The following is a 20861-nucleotide window of genomic DNA, read 5'->3' as shown; positions in this document are numbered from 1 at the left end:
AGGGCTTTGAAACTATTTACTGTAAGATGATGAATCGTTTGAGGTAAACATTGTCAGATGATTTCACCTGAAGGATATATTGCCCCGGTTTCCAGGTGGCTGTTTTGCTGATGAACCATTCATTCATTCCTGCTTTTGTTTTTTCATTTGCATGGTAAACAATTGCCCCGGTGCTGTTAACGATACTGATTTCTGCATCGGAAGGATATTGAACAAAGAATCCTAAACGAAAATGATCGGCTACGGGATTTGGCGTAATGCTGATAAACATTTCTGAACCGGATGGGAGCTGTATACGAATGATATTACTGTAATATACCCTTCCGGCTGAGCCGGTAATCTTCAGCCTGTAAAACAATTCGTTTTTGAGAAGGCTGTTTAACTGATCTGTTATACTGTACGCTCCGGAGCTGCTGGCCTCCACCGTTTTTACTGCATAAAAATTTAATCCATTTTCACTCCGTTCAATTTCAAAGATATCTCCAGCCGTATACGCATTGTTCCATTTCAACTGAACAATTTGTCCAAACAGTTTGCCTGTGAAATTATATGGCTTACCGCTTAATACATTACAAAAATTATTCATTGCAATGGATATTGTATCAGACGCATAGGTTGATCCGCAACTATCCATTAATTCCTGCCTTACAATATAGGTACCTGCCCCGTCAACTGTAATTCTGTCGCCAATTGTATCACCGGTGATGTTTCCGTTTGTTGTGCTCCATGTGTACAGTGAAGTTGAGACAGGATTGGTTACCCATATTTCACCTACACCATTTTGACAGAGAACAGGAAAATCGGTTGCAATTTCAGCTCTTGGTGCACGGAAAAAACTGAAAGGACCCACAAAGTCTTTCAGTTCAGCAGTAAATGAGGTAGATGCTCTTGATTTCACCAATATTCTTCTGAAAGGAAGTGCACATGCATCGCCAATAGTTACTAATGGATCAAGACCAAGCTTGCTGAGGTTTACTGAAAACTCCATAAACTGTTTGGAAGAATAGTTGGTAACAACAGAATTATTTTGAAGTACCACAGAAAAAGGACCAGCCCATGTATTATTAACACACTGTAAGCCTGTATAAAAATCACCGGCTGTTTTAGGTGTAATACTTGCATAGCCATAGGTTGCCCCTGCATTCGCACCATCAAAATCTCCACCCCAGCTAAAGTTTGCAGGGGTAATGGATAAGGAACTCTGATTGATCCATATTCTTGCTTCTAATGCAGTTAATGATGAACTTCCATATTCCGCAGTAAAGATGATATCACCTGCTCGTGTTACATTTCCTGCTCCATCAAACTCCCAGGAAGTATGTCCGTCATCGGGGCCGTAACCATAAAACTTCAATGATGGTTTATCGTAATAAATATCTGTTTGATACATTTCAAAATCGAAATAGCGGTTGCCTGTTGTATTATCAAGAGAAAGGCCGCCAAAAAACCATAAGGAGTCAGTTGAGTTAATCCCATCCCTGCGAACATGCATAAACATGTCGAGGATATCATTTTTATCAGGAATGCCCTGTGATACAGGAGTTGACCAGGCATTTGGGTTCATTCCGTTTTTGTTACTTCCTGAGGCAAATACGGTTGAATCATCGCCATGATGATCACGGATAAAAATAGCATCGATCAGCATCTTGTTATTGACGATAGAAAACTGCGGATAACGCATCCCCCTGAAAAAAGGCTGCATACGTGTGGCAGGCAAAGTTGTGTATCTGTTTAAAATATAGGATGCACCTGTAGTGTCGATAATATGAATACCACCGCCACCAACTGTATTACTGAACCAATCGTCGTTACCTGCCTGTAAAAATCCATCAAAGAAATTGCTTCTCAAATCTGCATCTACACCAAAGCCCGCCTTGATCCGTGCTGTTGTAACCTGGGCCTGTATATGACTGGTAACTAATATGAAGAAGAGAAACAAACTGAGTAAAAGTTGTTTCATAGTAACGGATTTTGTAAGAAAAAAGGAAATGAGGCTGCCATTTTTCAAGACAGCCCCAATGATAATTATCACTTTTTAGCAACCAGATGTAACAGCTCCACAGGAGATGTTACAACGCTGCCATCTGTTTGATGTGCTTTTATGCGGTAATAAATATAGCCGGGGAAACAGTTTACATCACGATATTTAAGTGTAGCATCACCGTCGCATGCCACCTGGTCAATTGTTTCAAAATAAGAACCATCGTAAGAACGCTCAATGGTAAAATAAGCAACGGTAGAAGCATCTGAAACAGACCAGTTCAGTGATGCATCCCTGCCCATACGGTGAACACGGAAATATCCAAATTCCTGTACAACCGGTTTTGCTGAGACAACGATAGTTGATTTGCTTGCCGGAATATTATTATCTGCCTGTGTAATACCTGCACTTAATGCTGCAGCTACAGCGATGATTACAATTTTCATGGGGATTAAGATTTACTGCAAATTACTCTCCCCTGATTTCAAATCCTAAAAATGGGTCATGAATAAACACTTATCGGCTCCCTTTTTTTCCCTATTCAAAACCAGTAGAAACATATAATTCCGGGGCTGGTATTTTTACCGGGCAACTGCATCCCTTACAAATCATTCCGTTACATTTGCTGCATAGATACACAATATGACAAATACTGAAAAAAAACCGGTTATTGGCTTCAGCTGCGGCGATATTAATGGTATCGGCCCTGAAATTATCATTAAAGCATTAAGTGACAACCGCCTGCTGGAGCTCTGCACTCCTGTTGTTTTTGGATCAAGTAAACTCATTAATTTCTATAAAAAGTCCATTAATGATGGCAATTTCAACTACCAGGCTGTAAAGGATTTCCAACGCCTCAATCCAAAAATGGTGAATATGTACACCTGCTGGGAAGAAGAAATCAGCATAACTCCCGGACAGTTAACCGATGCCGGCGGACAGTATGCCATTAAATCATTAACGGCTGCCGTATATGCACTGAAAGAAAAACAGATTGATGTTTTGGTAACAGCTCCGCTTCATAAAAAGAATGTATACTCAGAAAGCTTTCCCTATACCGGACACACTCCTTACCTGAAAGCCGCTTTTGAAGCAAATGATGTGGTGATGTTTATGGTGGCAGAAAATTTACGTGTGGCACTGGTAACTGAACATGTTCCTGTTGCTGAAGTGGCAGGTCATCTTTCAAGAGAAGCTATTCTCAGTAAACTCAAAATCATCAACCAGTCACTGAAGAAAGATTTTGGAATTGATAAGCCAAAAATTGCTGTGCTTGGTTTAAATCCTCATGCAGGTGATGAAGGATTGGTTGGAAAAGAAGAAGAAGAAATTATTAAGCCCGCTATAAAAGATGCCAAGCAAAATGACATCCTTTGCTTTGGACCTTACAGTGCTGATGCATTTTTTGCAAGAGGTCAGTTTGAAAAATTTGATGCAGTACTGGCTATGTACCACGATCAGGGTTTGATTCCGTTTAAATCACTGGCCATTGGTGAAGGTGTAAATTATACGGCTGGATTAACTGGTATCCGCACCAGTCCCGATCATGGAACTGCTTTTGATATTGCAGGAAAAGGTAAAGCAGATGAAAGTTCTTTACTGGCATCGATGTTTACCGCCATTGATATTTTCCGCAGCAGAAATGGTTATGCAGAAGCAAGAAGTAACCCGATGAAAAAAATCAGTGCTTCGATGTTTGCAAGAGTGGTTGATGAAAAACTGGAAGAGGAAAGGAGTAATACAGCCGGTAGCCGGGAGTAATTAGTCATTCGTTTTATTTCAACATTTCATCAGTTACTCCTTTGTTGATGATATAGGAACTATAGCTGATTTCCACTTTCCCTTTTTTATTCTTGGGCAGTTCCTGTTTCTTACTGCCATCATCATACTCCAGTGTAATTCCTTTGGGCAGTTTATAGTCTTTTGTATTAAAGGAGAAGATCACTTTATCGGGCAGTCCCCATTCGGCATATTTTCCGAACTGCATTTCCATATCAAAGGTTCCGTTATCTTTTGTGGTTGTGCTTGATTTACGGATGAGCAGGTTGGCTTCATCAATATACATTGTCGTTAATACCACATCACTGTTATCATTCAACGGAAGCAGTTTAATAATTCTTACAGGTATTTTGTTGAGAGTAGTTTGTCCTGCATCAATTGCTGTGTAATCATCGGTAAGCAGTAATGAACTTACATTTACGCTTACACCACCCTTTGGTAACAATGAAATTCCTCCATCCCTTTTTATTTTAAAACGATTTGGTTTTTTATAATAAGATTTGATATTGGCAACAGGAGCTTTAATGAACACCACATCTGTTTTCATTTTTCCGGCAGCAACATAATCGTTCACCCTGTCCATCTTGGCTTTTACTTTTTCACCAAATCAGCTGCAGTTTGCGCTGAAGAGTAAGAGGTATGAAGTAAGAGGTATGAAGTAAGAAATAAAGTGATTAATTGTTTCATTCTATAAGTTTTAGCTCAACACATCTTTCCGGTTAAAAATAAAAATAGCTCCCCCCACAAACAAAAACGTATGCAGCAGTAAAACACCTGCACTCCGCAACACTGCCGGTAAATTACGGATGGTTCCGGGAATAGAAACACCATCTGCATCCAGTTTCATTTCAAAAAACCCTTTCCATCCAATCATGTGTGAAGTAAAGAACAAATGCTTCACGCTTTGAAACAAAGGAATATCAAGTGTTGTAAGAATAGTAAACACAATGATCACACTCATAGTTGCAACAATCGGGCCCAGTGAATTTTCTGCAAAAATGGAAAAGAAAAAACCAAGTGCAGCTACTGTTATTAATGCAATGGCAGCAAATGCAAACGCCAGGATATAGCGCCAGAAAATGTCATTGCCGTTTAAGATAATAATCTCATAACTTTTTGCATTCAACAACCCATCGGTTCCAAATATGAGCATGGAAAGAAACAGACCAAGAATGGCAATCCAGATTAATAAGATGACAGCATATACAGATGATGCTAAAAACTTACTCAGTAATAATTTTGTGCGGCTGATGGGTTTTGTAATCAATAAGCGCAGCGTTCCCATATTTGCTTCGCCGGCAATCATATCTGCGCTTACCAACGCAACAAGCAAGGGAACATGGATAAGTAATGTTTGTAAAATAATAAAGCAGACAAAATAGCCATTGAGCGGATTACCGATTATATCAAAATTGTCTTTTACATCTTTCAATACAAAATCGATGTATTTGGCGCCATCAACATAAATAGCAATCTGTATTAATGAAACAATTGCCCATACTGCTATAAACGCAATGTAGGTACGTGGGCGGCGAAAGACTTTAAACAATTCAATTTTTAAAAGGCTCCACATGTTGGTTGGCAGTTGTGATCTTTAAAAAATAATCTTCCAGTGAATGACGGGAAGTAACCCCAAGCACATGAACATTTTGTTCAATGAGCATTTTGGTGAAAGCAGGCACTTCTTCTTTTCTCAGTTTAATTTTAATTCCACCTGCATCAACTCCTGTTACCTGCGGAGCATAACTGCTTTCAGCAAGCATGGCTTCACAGGCAGCATTGTCAGTAGTTTCAAGAAACACAACTGTATCATCAGGGTTAAACAATTCATTCACGGTTCCTTCTACTAATTTTTGTCCTTTATCAATGATGAGCATGCGATTGGCAATCTGTTCCACTTCGCTTAACAAATGTGATGAAACCAAAATTGTTTTATTCATCTGCTGGCTCAGCATCAAAATTAAATTCCGGATATCAGCAATTCCCTGCGGATCCAAACCATTGGTTGGTTCATCAAGCATAATCAGTTGCGGGTTATGCACCAATGCAACGGCAAGCCCCAAACGCTGTTTCATTCCCTGTGAAAATGTACGCACTTTACTGTGAGCCCTGTTGGCAAGACCAACCATTTCCAGCTGTTCCATTAATTGCTGTCGTGGAATCTTTACTCCGCTCATCTGCGCAAACAAATGAAGCGTTTCGTATGCAGTAAGATATTTGTATAAATCAGGGCGTTCAATCACTGCGCCTGTATTGCTTAGAATTTCTTTGCGGTGCTGTTTGAGATTATATCCAAAGATTTCAATATCGCCAGCAGTTGGTTCAATGAGCGTAAGCAGCATACGAATGGTGGTAGACTTTCCTGCTCCGTTCTGTCCGAGAAAGCCATATACATCACCTTTCTTTACAGTAAATGACAGATCATTTACTGCTGTAATTTCCTTGAAAACTTTTGAGAGATGGGTAACCTTGATAATTGATTCCATAACCTTGGGTGCTCTGATAACAACACAGTAAAGATAAGGTTTAGCCCCCATCCGATCCCGCCGAAAGCGGGACCATCAACCCACAGCCCTAACTTTTACAAAAGTTTAAACAATATTTAGTGCATGATATGTGATGATATAAATTCCTTCTATGATGTTGCAGAAAAAAGTTTAGTGAAGCGGTGGAGTACCGTTCCTTCTCTTTTGGAGAAGGAGTTGGAGGTCAGACGATAAATATCTGACTCCGACCAAAGCGTCGGAGATAAGGCTTTATTTGGGCAGATAGCTTTGCAAAGCTTTCACATACGCTTCAAAAGCAGTGATACCATGCGCAGTGATTTTACAGATAGTAAGAGGATAATTTTCCTTAAACTGTTTTGTTACTTCTACATAACCTGCTTCTTTGAGTTTGGTGATCTGCACACTGAGATTACCGGCAGTAGATCCGGTTTTTTCTTTGATATAGGTAAACTCCGCTTCCTTTACTCCAATAAGTAAACTCATAACGGCCAACCTGAGCTGTGAATGTAATATGGGATCTAATTCTTTAAACATTCTTTTCCTTCTGTAATAAATACTTTCGTCTTAATATAATTCCGGGAACAAGCCATGCCAGTGTTGCAGACAAAGCCATGAATAAGAAATCAATTTTCGCTACAGTAAAGGCAGTGATGATGGCACTCACCCAGCAAAAGATTCCGCCAAAGGTCATCAGCTTAAATTTCCTTGTTGCACCTGTAACAATCGTTGGATAACCATACACAAACAGTAAATAACTTGTACCATAGGTCCAGAAGTTGGGCACATCGGTTTTCCCTGATAACTTACTGTATTCACTTAAGATTGGATTGAGCTGATGTGCAGCCACATTGTTAACGAAGTTCACGAGGAAAATTCCTACACCAAAGCAAAGCCATACATAACTCATTACATCCTGATCCCAGCCTTTTACTTTACGTTCACGTCCTTCTTTAATTGAAATATAGATCTGCGGCACAATGGCCAGTAATGCCAGCAGCCAGATATCAACCGGAAGTCTGTAATCAAACTGAATCTGCAGGAACTGCACCAAACTGCAAACGGTAATCACAGCTCCCCAGAGAATAGGACCAACTCCTGTATCAACAAATTCATTTTTTGCACGGCTGATCATTTGCTGAATGATGAGCAGGCTTTCTCTTTCTGATAATTGTTTTTTCTTCCATATCAGTTTTGATTTTTAAACCGTGAACGAAGCAGGTATCCGGGAATAATCCAGGCCGATAAAACAGCTAATGTGAGGAACAATACCTGGAATTGAACAGGCACAAAGGTTGAAGCAACTGCCAGTATCCAGCAACCTGATTGCGCCAACCTGTAAAGGTTGAAACTTTATTATAACACCAGTTAAGAATGTGGGCACACCATATAATACCAGGAACAACGGATACATCAGTTGCCATGTATTTCCTTTCCCTGCAATAAAACCAACCAGTGCCATCAGTATAACAAATACAACCCATACCCACCCAACAATATCATCGGTGTATGTTCTTACACGTTCTTTCTTTTTTCTCCTGGCAATATAAATCGTCTGATAAATTAATGCACCCCATGTAAGAAACCATACCATTTGCGGGTTGCTGAACAGGTTCCAGTAATCCACAATAAAATGACTGATACTGCAGACAAAAATTACCCAACCCCACAATAAATACAAATGGCCATTTTCATTGAAACGGTTTTGCGCTTTATTGATCATGCTTTCAATTAACTGAAGGCTGTCTTGTGGTGATGAAAATTGTTCCTGATCCATAGTTGCAAATTTGTATGAATGATACTGAAGTTCGTTTTGTTATGCTGAAAGGTTATTCACAGACTGTACACTTTTAGATGCCGTAATTTTTAAAACCCGGCAGATTAAATGCCGGGTTTCGTGTATTTGTTTCAGTTATCTTACTTACACTGTCCTAACACCATATCAAACTGTGTCTTTCCCCAGTTTGGATGCAATGGTGATTTTGCCTGGAACGTATTCATCAGTTTTACACCTTCCTCTGCCACTGGTTTTGCAGTTGTGCATCCTCCGCCGAATTGTGCAGGTGTATAAAAGGTTTTGTGCCTGCAATGCAAACGGACGTGGATTGGTTGGATCCTGTTTCTTTTGCTTCTTCCAATAACTGTGATGATAATGCTCCATACTGCTGCCATCTCTGCATCGGGTCCACCATCATACGCAATGAAGCAATCATTGATTTAATGCAGGAAATTTCTGAATTCTTTGGTTCCAGTGCATCTGCTTTATTAATCAGCAATTCAGCACGGTCGGCAATTACATCGGCTCCTGATTTATCTGTAGCCATAAATCCGTTGAGCACTTCCGTCATGGCTGCATAGTAATAAGGAAGCCATTGGGTTTTTTCTGCATCGGCAATACGTTCAAAGGCATTGCTTAAATCATGCATTTCAGCCGGTGATTTTGCTGCAGAAAATGTTTCCAGGTTTTTTTGCATGGCGCCTGCATAGCGTTCACTTTGTGCAAAGGCGTTGGTAAAAAGAGCAGCGAAAAAAACAGCGATAAGTATACGTTTCATGTTATTTGTTTTAAGAATTAAAGAATGATTATTGTTTGTTTTTCAGTTTTTCATATTCACGTTCAACACTGTTGCTTTTGGGATAAACATAAGCACCAAAGTAATGCGATACAATTCCAATACCCCATCCAAGTGTTGACCAAACTGGCCACGGCACCCCACTTCCATAAGACCGACCACCTGTGATTGCCCAGATAATCCAGAGAAATGTATTTACTAACACATACGTAATAAGATGGGTTTTAAAAGACGCTCTTTTCTGAGCGATCTCCCAAAGTTGTTTGTCTTTTTGTTCGTTTGCTTCAGGGATGCGTTGAAAGTTGCTCATAATAAAATTGTTTGGTTGATGAGTTGATTTATAAATTATTGTTGATGGCATCATCTGTTCTGTCTACACCAAAACTGATGAATGCTCCAATGAACACAAACATTCTCGATGGCGGTACTAACTCCTGTTTCCGCATACCGTTGGTTGAATAACTGTAACCGTACACCTGTTTAATATTGAAAATATTACTTACACTGAGCACATACACCGCAAAGGCTTTTGCATTTTTCTTACCGATGCTGGGCAGATAGTTTAATGCAAAACTTACGTTGTGATAATCGGGTATTCTTCCTTTGTCTGCAAAAAATGTTTTGCTTGTATTGGGATCATACTGAATATTATAATAAGGCCTTCCGCTTGCATAGTTATAAGAAAAGTTGATGTTTGTTTTCAACTTGGTAACAAACATCTTCATTACCAGTGATGCGGTATGATTGGCTGCGAAATTGGGTGTGATAGCAGTTGGGAAGTTCAGGAAATCCCTTTTTGTATTGAGATAAGAGTAAGAGATCCAGTAATCCACATTCTTTACATTCTTCTTATCTCTCCAGAATAATTCAAACCCATTGGCATCGCCGTAACCCTTGTTACTGCTGGCAACTTCACGGCCATTTATGTTTGTTGTTTTAATGAGATTCTGATACTTCTTGTAGAATGCTTCCAAACGAAACGTTGTGAGGCTGGTTGTTTTCTGGTACTGGGCAATATAATGCTCAGCTTTCATAAACAGTAACGGATTTACTGACGGCTGGTATTTCAATTCAGGGTTCTGATAAAAAATACCGTACGCCAATGATGCCTGGCTTTGTTTTCCAAGTTTATATGCCAATGAAATTCGTGGAGCAATATTTGCCTTATCGAGCAATGCAGTGTATTCTGCTCTTGCACCAAATTTCGCTGCCAGGTTATTGGTGAGATAAATATCCTGCTCAGCAAACAGGGCATATACATTTTCAATAATACGACTGTTGAACTTAGCGCCATTATAAGCAGTGAATGTGCTTTTATCATCACTGTGATTATACTCTGTTCCAAAACGCAGGGCATTCAATCCCTGAACTTCTTTTCCAGCACCAGTTTGGCATTGCCATAAAAACCTTTGCTTTCAATATCAAATGTTTTGAACTGTAATCCATTTAACAAGACATCATTTTTCTGATCATCCTGCATATCAAAACTAATATCATCGTTATTGGTTGATACAGATACACCGGCTATAAACTTCCATTTATTCTTTAAACTCTCTTTCCATGACAGATTGTGGTACATGTTTCCGTTTGTTAAAGAGAACTTGTCCTTATATCCGAGAGAGTCGAGACTGTTTTGTGTAAATGCCACGTTGTTGGTTGTATAATATCCATAGTATTTCAACATTCCATTCTTCGATGTTTTGATACGGAAGTTTGCATCCATATTATGAGCTGTTGGTGCTGTTGCATATTCCTGTTCCTGTTTGATGATGGCAAAGGCAGGAGTTAAATTGGAATAATTATAATTCACACCCCATGATGATTTTTTATTTTTTTCCAGTTTCTGAAATCCAGCACCCAGGCTCAATATGGATACATTCAAGTTGGCAGAAGATTGTTCGGGCAAATCAATTGACTCAAGAATTAAAGCTGATGATAAGGCTTGTCCATATAAAGCACTGTAACCGCCAGTGCTGAAAACGGTTCCTTTAAAAATAAACGGAGAAAATCTTCCTCTTGATGCAATGCCCGGTGTACTTGTGTAGAAAAAATTATTTACCAATGTTCCATCAATAAATGTTTTTGTTTCGGAAGCTGTACCTCCTCTTACAAAAAGACCTTCACTCTCTCCTACCTGTTGTGCACCCGGTAAGGTTTTCAATGCCCCTGTTACATCGCCATTACCACTGGCAGTTGTAACAATATCAATAGAAGTTAAAACTGCTGCCACCCTGTTACGATCGCTGGCTTCAAAAGCACCGGCTGTAATTACTACCGCACTCATTTCAGTGATTTCCTGTTTTAACTGAACCGGCAGTTGCATTTCACCACCTTTGAGTTCCAAGGTTAATTCAAGTGTTTTGTATCCTACTGCACTTACAACAAGAATCTGTGTTCCTTTATCAAATGCTTTAAAACGGAAACGGCCCGATGAATCGGCAGTTGCTCCGTCGTAAGATCCTTTAATGGCTAAAGAAGCACCGGCAACAGCTTGTTTTTTTCCCATCGGTAACTGTGCCGGTGATGGTAGTTTGTGACCAGCTGGAAACAAGGCTGATAAGGCTGATGATGAGTAAGGTTATCTGTTTCATGTTTTCGTAAATAGATCACAAACATAGAGTAGTTTATTTTATAAACCAAATGTTTTAGAAAGATTTTTTTACAAAAAAAGCCGCTCATTTCTGAGCGGCTGTATTGACAGTTAGTGTTGGTTTATTCCTTTGTGAGTTTATATGCAGTTCTGCTGTTATCTTTCAGGTTAATTACTTCAACAATATAGGTTCCTTTGGTTAACCGTGAAAGACCCGGCAGAATCAACTGGTTTACTCCTGCTGATACTTTTTGCTGTTGTGTGAGTACAACTCGTCCCGCTGCATCGCTGATCCGCAATTCAACTTTTCCTGCATTTTGTGCTGTTATGTTTACCTGCAAAAGTTCAGTAAATGGATTTGGCCAAACTTTAATGCCCGTGGTTTTTACTATTACTGCTGTTACATTACTGTATTTATAACTGCCGTTTTGATCGTACAGTTTTACACGGTAATACAATGTTCCGTTATGCTGCACTGCTGTAATATCATCTTTTTGATTGTATTGCTTTTCAAATGCACTGCTGCCTGCAGCAGAAATATCTGCACCAATTTTTATAAAGCTTATGCCATTTGTACTGCGTTCAATTGCGAAACGATCCGTATTGTTTTCACTGATTGTTTTCCAGTTTAATGAAACCTGGCTGCCACTCAATGCTGCGGCAAGAATTAATCCTTCAGCCGGCAATGGAGTTCCAATTAAACCTGCATCAATTGAAATGTCTGAACCACCGGCTGCAACTGTAAACGTCAGCGTTAACCCTGCACCATTTGGGTTACTGTTATTATCATTACCTGCTCCACCACTGTTTTGAGTTGTGTAAGCAGCTCCGGAAGGCAGATTGCCAAACTGCATGGTATAAGTTCCCGGTGTAACATTTGCAAACAGGTAAGTACCGTCATCACCTGTTACAGCTGTTGCGATTGTAACGCCACCGCTCACTAATGAAACAGTGATACCGCCAACAGGAGATTCACCTGCATCTTTAACACCATTACCATTTGTATCGTACCAAACGTTGTTACCAACTGATGCTGTTGTTTGTCTGCGTACACCTGCATCAATCGTTAAATCAACTTCACCAGCAGTTAATACAATATTGCCTGTTCTGCCATCAGCAGGGTTTGCATCACTGTTTGTATTATCTCCATTATCGCCTGCTGTATTCTGCTGGGTAAATGTTGTACCGCTTGGAATATTACTGAACTCAACAAAATAAGTGCCCGGTATAATATTCATAAAGAGGTACGCACCATTTGCTTCAGTAATCATACTTGCAACCGGTAACCCTGTACCCTGATTGTAAAGAATAACCGTTACCCCCGGAATACCAGGTTCGCCTGCATCCTGTACACCATCATTATCATTATCAAACCATACAGAATTTCCAAGTACTGCAGTGGTTGTACTGCGGATTCCAAAATCAACATCTGTTTTATCCTGTCCTGCTGCAAGTGTAACTGCATCTGTTTTACCTGTTCCATTCGGATCACTATCCAATGCATCATTACCGCCGAGGTCTTTATTTGTTGCAACATATCCTGAAGGATAGTTACTGAAGTAGAGTGTATAATTATCGGCAGCTAATCCATCAAACAGGTAATTACCATTGATATCAGTTGTTGTTACTGCAATCAACACATCATCTGCATTTCCTGCAATACCATCAACACCATCATTGTATATACGTACCGTTACACCCGGAACACCAGGTTCACCTGCATCCTGTACACCATCGCCATCAGCATCGTTATAAACAAGATTACTAATGCTTCCTAAAGTAGCAGACGGATTATTGATACCTGCATCAACAGTAAGATTTTCTTCAGTAAAGCCAAGAATATAAAGCCCCGTTACCCCTGTTGCTCCTGCATCACTGTCAGCATTATCATTCGTCCCCTGGTTTGCTGTTGAGAATTCAATCCTCCCGGTACATTTCCACTTGTAAATAAATATTCACCTAAGGAGTTGGTTGTTAATGCAGCAATGCCTGTTACATCATCACCATTGCCAACAATACCATCAATACCCGGACTGTTGAGCGTAACCGTTACACCTGAAACTCCGAGTTCACCAGCATCCTGAATACCATTTGCATTGAGATCATACCAAACTTTGCTGCCAAGGCTTGGGCCACCGGTAGAAATACCTCTCACAAGACCTGCATCAATTGTAGCATCATATTCACCGCCCGTTAAATTATATATGGCAGTTGTTCCGCTTGCAGCAGTTACATCACTGTTTGTATTATTTGCATTATCACCTGCACCTGTCGCTGTAGTAAAAGTGTACCCATTTGGCAGGTTACTGAATATCAGAACATAGTTTCCATTTGCTAAATCAGCAAAACGGTAAGCACCATTTTTATCAGTAGTTACAACATAATCCTGTGTTCCTGCACGTGAAGGATTGTCAACCTGTGCCCCAGTTGATGTGCGAATAATAACACTCACACCTGCAACACCTGGTTCTCCTGCATCCTGTACACCATCACCATCCAGATCATTCCATACAAAATTGCCGATGCTGTTCAATCCAGCTGTACTATTATACAAACCTGCATCAACATCTTTACGCTGACCGGCCACTAAATTAAACTGACCGCTTGATCCTGTTCCATTAATATCACTGTCCACATCATTCTGTGTATTACCACTTACATCCTGCGTTGTAATTGTATAACCTGCAGGTGATGTAACTCTTACTTCATAACCGGAGCCTGGAGCAAGATTGGTAAACTGGAAGTTGCCAAATGCATCAGTAACAGTTGTTGTTATCAGTACATTGCTTTGATACAATCCAACTGTTGCTCCCTGTATTCCGGGTTCATCAGCATCCTGTATGCCATCATGGTCAAGATCATTCCACACTCTGTCGCCAATACTTGCAGTTGTTGCTGCAGATGAATTATTGATGGCTGCATCTATTGTAAGAATATCGCTTGCAGCAAGTGTAAAGAAATCAGTTTTTCCAAAATTGGCACCACCTGTATTTACATCACTGTCAGTATTATCATTTCCTCCTGCATCTTTTGCAGAGAAGATAAATGTTGGTGGTAAGCTGAAGCCTACCTGGTAATTGGCAGCAGCCAGCAGGTTTGTAAAGAGATAGTTACCATTTGCATCCGTAACAGTAGTTGCAATAATTTCTGTGGGATCAGCCACATCTCCATCCGTATTGATATCACGATAAAGAGTAACTGTTATTCCTGCAACACCAGGTTCAGTACCATTTTGTATTCCATCATTGGCAGTACCGCCACCCTGGCCATTATCAAACCAAACCTTATCACCGATAGATGGTAGAGCTGTAACTGTATTAAAAATTAATGCAGCATCAATATCACGTTCCACTTCACCTGCTGTTAACGTAACATTATATGATATACCTGTTAACGGATTAATATCACTTCCCGTTGCATCATTACCTAAATCAGCAGATGCATTTGTTTGTGAACTGAAACTGTAATTGGCAGGAGGTGTTACACGAACTGTATATACATTACCGCCACCTGTTGCAAGATTATTAAAGAAATAATTTCCGTATGTATCTGTTACAGTTGATGCAGTTCTTATTCCGTTTAAAAACAACTCAACTGTTATGCCTGCAACGCCAACCTCTCCACCATTCTGTAAACCATCGTTGGCAGTTCCACCGCCTGTTCCGTTATCTAACCAAACTTTATCACCTATTCCGCCTAGTTGTGTAAATCCAAAATCAAGGTTGTGATTACTTTGTCCTGATGAGCCTGTTGTAAAACGTATTTGCGGAAGCGTGGAACCTCCTCCTGTCATTGATGCATCATTATCACTGAAATCAACGGCCCCATTACCCGTTATATCCGTGGCGGTTAAACGATAATTCAGAAGATCACCCGTTCCTGCTCCCCCCGTCCAGTCGGAGGCAGCTACACGGATAATATAATTTTGATTCGTTTCAATACTCACAGCATAATCAATACCTGTTGCATCAGTACCTGCTAAACTAGTGAAGAAGAAATTCCCGTTGGCATCTGTTGTTACCGACCCAATAGCAGCTGCATCAGGTACGCCATCATTATTTGCATCCAGAAAAAGTTCAAGTGCAACTCCGCTTAGTCCTGCTTCACCTGCATCCTGAATACCATTTCCATTTGCATCATTCCATATCCTGTTACCTATTTCAATTACAGAATAACAAATCAACTCAATATCACCCATGCCTGAACCCTTTCCTGAATAGCCGGTAGAATTATTTGCTGCATTCGCCACTTCCATTGCATGATTTCTTGTGTTAGTACCGTTCGTATTTGAAAACCAATCTACCCCCTGTTGCCATACATCAGCAGGATCCATACTGGTAACCATTACATTTCCAGTTCCCGGCAATAAAGCAAGCGACCCCTCTGTTGTGTTGTTATGGAAAGTTGCATTGGGATTTCCATCGGAAGCATCATATACATTATCCTGGTAATAAAACTCACCGCCACCGGGGCCCTGTCCGTTTCCTGCACCTGTTGTTGCTGCATTTGGACTGCTGGCTCCTTCTTTACCATTTGTTTCCAGTTCAAATGAACAGGAAGACGTTCTGTATGCTCTTAGAATTTCACCCAGAGCTGTTCCAACTTCACCTGCTGCATTATTCAATTTGTTTTGAAAATGTCCTATCTGATCACCAATTCTGTCTCTCAAACCAAGAATCATTGAACCGTCATTGGGATCAAATTCAATATCTGTAAGCATCGCCTGCGCATAAAACATACGGATGTTATTAGCTCCTGTCCATGTAAATCCGGTTGTCATACTGGTATTCTTCCAAAGTGCAAATGTCTCATTGTATCCATCACCATCAAGACCTCTGTTAAAATTCAGCGGAAATTGAAGTACAGGAGCTGAAGTCCATGTATTGGTTGCCGGATCAAATTCAAATATATAAGCCCATAAATCAGTATACTCAGGATTTCCTGCATTATTATCTGTAGTTGATACTGCACCAACGCCTTCTCCTGTTGTAACAGCACCTACATAGAGTTTACCACGATAATATTTCAACGCAAATGGACGCAACCGTCCTTTTGTACCATCATAAAACTGCGTGTTATCCCCTGCATATGTTACAGCATATCCTCCACCAAGCGAACTGCGTAACGGAGGTGCCGGTAAAGAAAAAGAGGCTGTTGTAGTAACTGATGTTGGATTTTTTGCATTGTTTAAAGTAAGCTTGTGAATTTTTCTGTCGTATAAATTCACAACAAATAAATTATTTCCATCTTCAGAAATTTCAAGATCACCAAGACCCACAGTACCCACTTGTCCGTATGCAGCAGGATCAGCATTTGTTGCAGCAGCACTTCCGGTAAGGCCACGCTGCACGTTTGTACCTACAACACCTAATCCAAGAGGAAGGCCGGAAACAGGATCGACAGCTCCGAGATAATTGATTGAAATACCTGTTGGTGCAGTTACAGGTATTGTATAAGATGTAGTGTTTCCGTAAGCTGGCGCACCAGCTGCTGCGTTTGAACGGGTGGGAGCAGCATTTGCATCCAGGTTATAAAAGTTAGTTACTGATGCTGTAGAGAGCGAAGAGTCCACCATATAAATACCACCGCTTCCTAAAATTCCCAAACCCACATGACGTTTCAGATATGCTGCTGTAAACAGTTTACCTGATTGCTTACTGTAAGCCAAGCCATAACAGCTGCCAATATAACTTGCAGCAAGAGTTCGCTGTGCCGGTGTTGTTGTACCTGGTGCCGAAAGGCTTGCGTTGTAAGGTGTGCCCTCAATGGCCGGTCTTGTGGTAGCAGTACCTGAACCTGCCAATGGATCACCATATACCTGGCGGATTGCAAAAAAGTAAGGGTTCACCGTTTTTACATAATGAGAAGGGTCATTGATTGCATAATTATTACCGGTGCTGCCTCCGTTTACAAAGCGAACAGCAGTTCCGTATACATTACCGCTATTGGAACTGTAATCAACATTTGGATTTAGTCCACAGGTTGCAGTAATGATATACTCAAGTCGAACTGCAACTCCATTTGCGATTGAACCTGTATTAGAACCCGGCGTTCCGCTATAAGTACTTCCGGTTAGCGGAATACTGAAAGTACCTGCAGCTGAGCTTGTGTAAGATGCTATCAGAACATCGCTGCTGTTATAGGCATTCACAATAATACCCTGCACTAAGGGCTCAACAAAAGTACCTGCAGTATTCTGACGGGTTCCGTTTCCGTTAAAATCACGAAACATTGTCCCGGTTGTTTGTGCACTGGCAGATAATGCAAAAAAGGTAACACACAATAAAGTAGCAGTAAAAAGCTGTAAAACTCTTTTCATGAATTGGTTTGATGTTTTATAAATCAATGAAGATGGTAAGGTGGCGCATCAACCATTTGGCTTATGCTGGATTGGCTAAACACAACATTGGATTTATTGGAGTCTATTTGTTTAACGCCGGCAATATTACTAAAATATTATTTATGTTTAAGTGTAACCACTTATTTTTTTATAATTAGTTTCTTTTATTTTGCATCTGACGAAATCTTTATTTCAAAAGTTGCATTCACAAACATGTTTCAAAAAAAAATCCGTTCTGCTTTCTCTTTATTAGTCGTTGCATCTTTCTGCTTTTCTGCTTTGCTCACTGGAGGATGCAATGAGAAAAATAATTCTCCGCAAACGATTTCGGAAACCGGCAAGCTTCTTTTCTTCGATCCTGTTCTGTCTGCTAACAACAGTAAGTCCTGTGCTTCCTGTCATAACCCTCAGTTTGCTTTTACAGATCGTTATAAAAGAACACTTGGTGCTTTTGCCGACATGAGTACAAGAAATACGCAAGGCCTCATTAATGTATCAGCAAACAAATTTTTTAACTGGGCCGATACTTCTGTTACTTCACTTGAACAGCAAATGGAACGCCCTTTGTTCAGTCACAGTGTTATTGAAATGGGTCTGCAGAAATATGATCCGCTTGTTCTGGAGAAACTGAAAAAAATAAGCAATACGAAATGTTGTTTACTCAATCATTTCCCGATGATAATGATCCCGTTACCTGGAAGAATATAAAAACCGCCATTGCTGTTTATGTTGCCTCCCTGCAAAGTATGAACGCACCATATGACCTCTACAAAAAAGGAAACCGTTCTGCCATCAGTGCATCTGCTTTAAGAGGCGAACAGCTTTTTAATTCAACGAAACTGAACTGCAGAAGCTGTCATGTTCCGCCTTTTTTTGGTGCTGATTCATCTATGCCTGTTGATCAGCAGTACTATAATATTGGGTTGTATAATATTGCAGGTAATAATTATGCAAATGACGATAATGGATTATTTACTGTGTCAAAAAAAGAAACGGACAAAGGAAAATTCAGAACACCAACCCTCCGTAATCTTTTATTTACGGCCCCTTATTTTCATGATGGAAGTGCCGAAACTCTGGAAGATGCATTACTTGTTTTTGAAAAAGGAGGAAGACATATTGAGAAGGGCATTTGGAAGGGAGATGGACGTTTAAATGAATACAAAAGCAAACTGATAACCGGTTACAGTATTACACCTTCAGAACAAATTGACCTGGTTAATTTCCTGTACTGCTTAACTGATTCATCTGTTCTCAGCAATCCTTCTTTTCTGAATCCTCTCAAAACAAATGCAAATAAGTAATTTGCAGCACTTCATTTCTTTTTTATGAAAAAACTGAATTTTTCGCTTCTCCTGGTTTTACTAACAGCCTGCTTTTCCTGTAATGAAAATAATACTGCAGAAAAAACCGCAGAAAATGATGATGCAAAGACCGCTTATTTACTGAACGATACTGCAAGCATTACCTTGCCTGAAATATCTGCTTATCTTGAAAAAGTAAAAACAACCCTGCAGCAGCCAGTGCCTGTTTTATTATTCCAGGATAGTGCCGACCAAATGATGAAAGATGCAGAAACAATCTGTCTTTCCAATGCAGATTTTATAAAATACCTGAGAGACAGTATTTCAAAAAATGCATTTCGCAATGAAATATTCAATATTTATAAAGCAAGAGAAAGCGATTTTAATAAAACAACAAGAGGATTTTGTACGGATGGAAGTTGTTATAAAGTAGAGTTATACAATTTTGCATTAAACCTTACAACTGTTGGATTGGTGAATGTAAACAGCAAACAGGTATTACAGGTAACACATGTGCCCAACACTCAACCGGAAATTCCACAGCATTTAAAAACAATTGCCATTCATATTGCCGCAGCCAATACAGAAGTACAAAAAGTGCTTGGCTTTAAACCGGGAGAAAAAGATGCGGTCATGTCTGCCACTAAAACTTCACTTAACCGGAGCCGTTGCGAACGCAGCCTGCATCTTTGTGTGGCGCCCACTTTTGTAAAAGGCGTAAAAGCATTATGGACAATTGTTGATTTAACTGAATTAAAAGTTGCGGGTTTACGCTGGACAAATGTTGGCAGTGCCGGACCCGAATCTTCAGTAACTCTCCGTAAAATTGAAAACGAAACAATCACAGAATGTTTTTGCAAAAACGAACTCAACCTTGAACGAAATGGATGGAAGATGAATTATATGATTACCAGCAGTGATGGTTTGCGTATATCAAATGTTCAGTATAAAAGCAAACCAATAGTAAGCAGTGCCAAACTTGTTGACTGGCATGTGAGCTACAGTGATACAGAAGGATTTGGTTACAGCGATGCCATTGGTTGCCCGTATTTCAGTACAGCAGCAGTTATTGCTGTAGAGCCTCCTGAAATCAGCGACCTGATTGAAGATGGAAAGAAAATTGGATTTGTACTTGTACAGAATTTTTCCAGTGAAAGATGGCCACAGCCATGTAATTATAAATATCAACAGCGCTATGAATTTTTTGATGACGGCAGTTTTCGTGTTGCTGTTGCCAACATTGGAAGAGGTTGCGGCAACGATGGAACCTACCGTCCGGTAATCCGTATTGCATTTGCAGGTGGTTCACAAACATTTGATGAATGGAATGGAACCGGCTGGAACAGCTGGGCAACAGAAAAATGGCAACTTCAACAGGCAAATACTTCTTACACTAAAGAAGGATACCTGTTTAAAATTTCCGGGCAAAATGGATTGAACTATTATGTTGAACCCGGTCGTGGACAGTTTAAAGATGGCGGCAGAGGCGACAGAGCTTATACTTACATTACAATTAATAAACCCGGAACAGACGAAGGAGAAACCGATCTCGTAACCATTGGCCCATGCTGCAATGCAGATTACAGACAGGGCCCGGAAAAATTTATTGAACCGACTCCTGAATCATTAAGCGGAAGATCCTTAGTTATGTGGTATGTACCTGTAGTAAGAAATGATGATACAAAAGGAAACGAATACTGCTGGGCCGACAGTTATGTTAAAAACGGAGTTTACAGTACAATATCTTATCCCTGTTTTTCCGGCCCCATGTTTATTCCGGTAAAATAAAA

General features: G+C 40.1%; 16 protein-coding genes and 1 pseudogene. 4 read left to right on the top strand and 13 right to left on the bottom strand.

Annotated features, from left to right (window positions below; translation table 11 throughout):
* Positions 1 to 16: 16 nt before the first annotated feature.
* Positions 17 to 1960, bottom strand: a complete 1944-nt coding sequence (locus IPK31_10840) for a T9SS type A sorting domain-containing protein (protein MBK8088394.1) — start codon at positions 1958 to 1960, stop codon at positions 17 to 19.
* A 68-nt stretch (positions 1961 to 2028) separates the two neighbouring features.
* On the bottom strand, positions 2029 to 2427 hold the full coding sequence (locus tag IPK31_10835) for a hypothetical protein (protein ID MBK8088393.1): 399 nt from the start codon (positions 2425 to 2427) through the stop codon (positions 2029 to 2031).
* Between the two features lie 196 nt (positions 2428 to 2623).
* Here IPK31_10835 and pdxA point away from each other — a divergent pair, with 196 nt between their 5' ends.
* Positions 2624 to 3742 carry a 4-hydroxythreonine-4-phosphate dehydrogenase PdxA gene (pdxA, locus tag IPK31_10830; GenBank protein ID MBK8088392.1) on the top strand — a complete coding sequence of 373 codons (1119 nt, stop codon included), beginning with the start codon at positions 2624 to 2626 and terminating at the stop codon, positions 3740 to 3742.
* Positions 3743 to 3755: 13 nt separating this feature from the next.
* On the opposite strand, the gene IPK31_10825 is transcribed toward pdxA, so the two are convergent.
* From IPK31_10825 to IPK31_10775, 11 genes and pseudogenes are all read right to left on the bottom strand, one after another.
* Positions 3756 to 4343 carry a hypothetical protein gene (locus IPK31_10825; GenBank protein MBK8088391.1) on the bottom strand — a complete coding sequence of 196 codons (588 nt, stop codon included), beginning with the start codon at positions 4341 to 4343 and terminating at the stop codon, positions 3756 to 3758.
* A gap of 114 nt (positions 4344 to 4457) precedes the next feature.
* Positions 4458 to 5333 carry an ABC transporter permease subunit gene (locus tag IPK31_10820; GenBank protein MBK8088390.1) on the bottom strand — a complete coding sequence of 292 codons (876 nt, stop codon included), beginning with the start codon at positions 5331 to 5333 and terminating at the stop codon, positions 4458 to 4460.
* Positions 5311 to 6246 (bottom strand): ABC transporter ATP-binding protein, encoded by a 936-nt coding sequence (locus IPK31_10815; protein MBK8088389.1) that lies wholly within the window; start codon positions 6244 to 6246, stop codon positions 5311 to 5313. The genes IPK31_10820 and IPK31_10815 overlap by 23 nt, the downstream gene beginning before the upstream one ends.
* A 270-nt stretch (positions 6247 to 6516) precedes the next feature.
* Positions 6517 to 6801, bottom strand: a complete 285-nt coding sequence (locus IPK31_10810; protein MBK8088388.1) for a transcriptional regulator — start codon at positions 6799 to 6801, stop codon at positions 6517 to 6519.
* Positions 6794 to 7399, bottom strand: coding sequence for a hypothetical protein (locus IPK31_10805; protein MBK8088387.1), 606 nt, complete (start codon positions 7397 to 7399; stop codon positions 6794 to 6796). The genes IPK31_10810 and IPK31_10805 overlap by 8 nt, the downstream gene beginning before the upstream one ends.
* 66 nt (positions 7400 to 7465) lie before the next feature.
* Positions 7466 to 8041, bottom strand: a complete 576-nt coding sequence (locus IPK31_10800) for a hypothetical protein (GenBank protein ID MBK8088386.1) — start codon at positions 8039 to 8041, stop codon at positions 7466 to 7468.
* 229 nt (positions 8042 to 8270) lie between these two features.
* Complete coding sequence (locus IPK31_10795; GenBank protein MBK8088385.1) at positions 8271 to 8819, bottom strand: hypothetical protein; 549 nt, start codon at positions 8817 to 8819, stop codon at positions 8271 to 8273.
* A 28-nt stretch (positions 8820 to 8847) separates the two neighbouring features.
* A complete protein-coding gene (locus tag IPK31_10790; GenBank protein MBK8088384.1) occupies positions 8848 to 9147 on the bottom strand; it encodes a 2TM domain-containing protein in 300 nt (99 codons plus the stop codon).
* A gap of 28 nt (positions 9148 to 9175) precedes the next feature.
* Positions 9176 to 11428: pseudogene (locus tag IPK31_10785) on the bottom strand (TonB-dependent receptor).
* A gap of 121 nt (positions 11429 to 11549) precedes the next feature.
* Positions 11550 to 13064 (bottom strand): T9SS type A sorting domain-containing protein, encoded by a 1515-nt coding sequence (locus tag IPK31_10780; GenBank protein MBK8088383.1) that lies wholly within the window; start codon positions 13062 to 13064, stop codon positions 11550 to 11552.
* Between the two features lie 215 nt (positions 13065 to 13279).
* A complete protein-coding gene (locus IPK31_10775; protein MBK8088382.1) occupies positions 13280 to 17746 on the bottom strand; it encodes a hypothetical protein in 4467 nt (1488 codons plus the stop codon).
* A gap of 234 nt (positions 17747 to 17980) precedes the next feature.
* On the opposite strand from IPK31_10775, the gene IPK31_10770 reads away from it, so the two are divergent.
* Genes IPK31_10770 through IPK31_10760 form a run of 3 tightly spaced genes read left to right on the top strand, consistent with a single transcriptional unit; the run spans position 17981 to position 20859 of the window.
* Positions 17981 to 18475, top strand: a complete 495-nt coding sequence (locus tag IPK31_10770) for a hypothetical protein (protein MBK8088381.1) — start codon at positions 17981 to 17983, stop codon at positions 18473 to 18475.
* Positions 18418 to 19071, top strand: coding sequence for a hypothetical protein (locus IPK31_10765; protein ID MBK8088380.1), 654 nt, complete (start codon positions 18418 to 18420; stop codon positions 19069 to 19071). The genes IPK31_10770 and IPK31_10765 overlap by 58 nt, the downstream gene beginning before the upstream one ends.
* A 24-nt stretch (positions 19072 to 19095) precedes the next feature.
* Positions 19096 to 20859: a hypothetical protein gene (locus IPK31_10760; protein MBK8088379.1), complete on the top strand. Its 1764-nt coding sequence runs from the start codon at positions 19096 to 19098 to the stop codon at positions 20857 to 20859.
* Positions 20860 to 20861: the final 2 nt, after the last annotated feature.

The organism is Chitinophagaceae bacterium, assembly GCA_016713085.1.
GTDB lineage: Bacteria > Bacteroidota > Bacteroidia > Chitinophagales > Chitinophagaceae > Lacibacter.
Note: the sequence above shows the minus strand (reverse complement) of the source record. Positions and strands in the feature narration are given on the sequence as shown.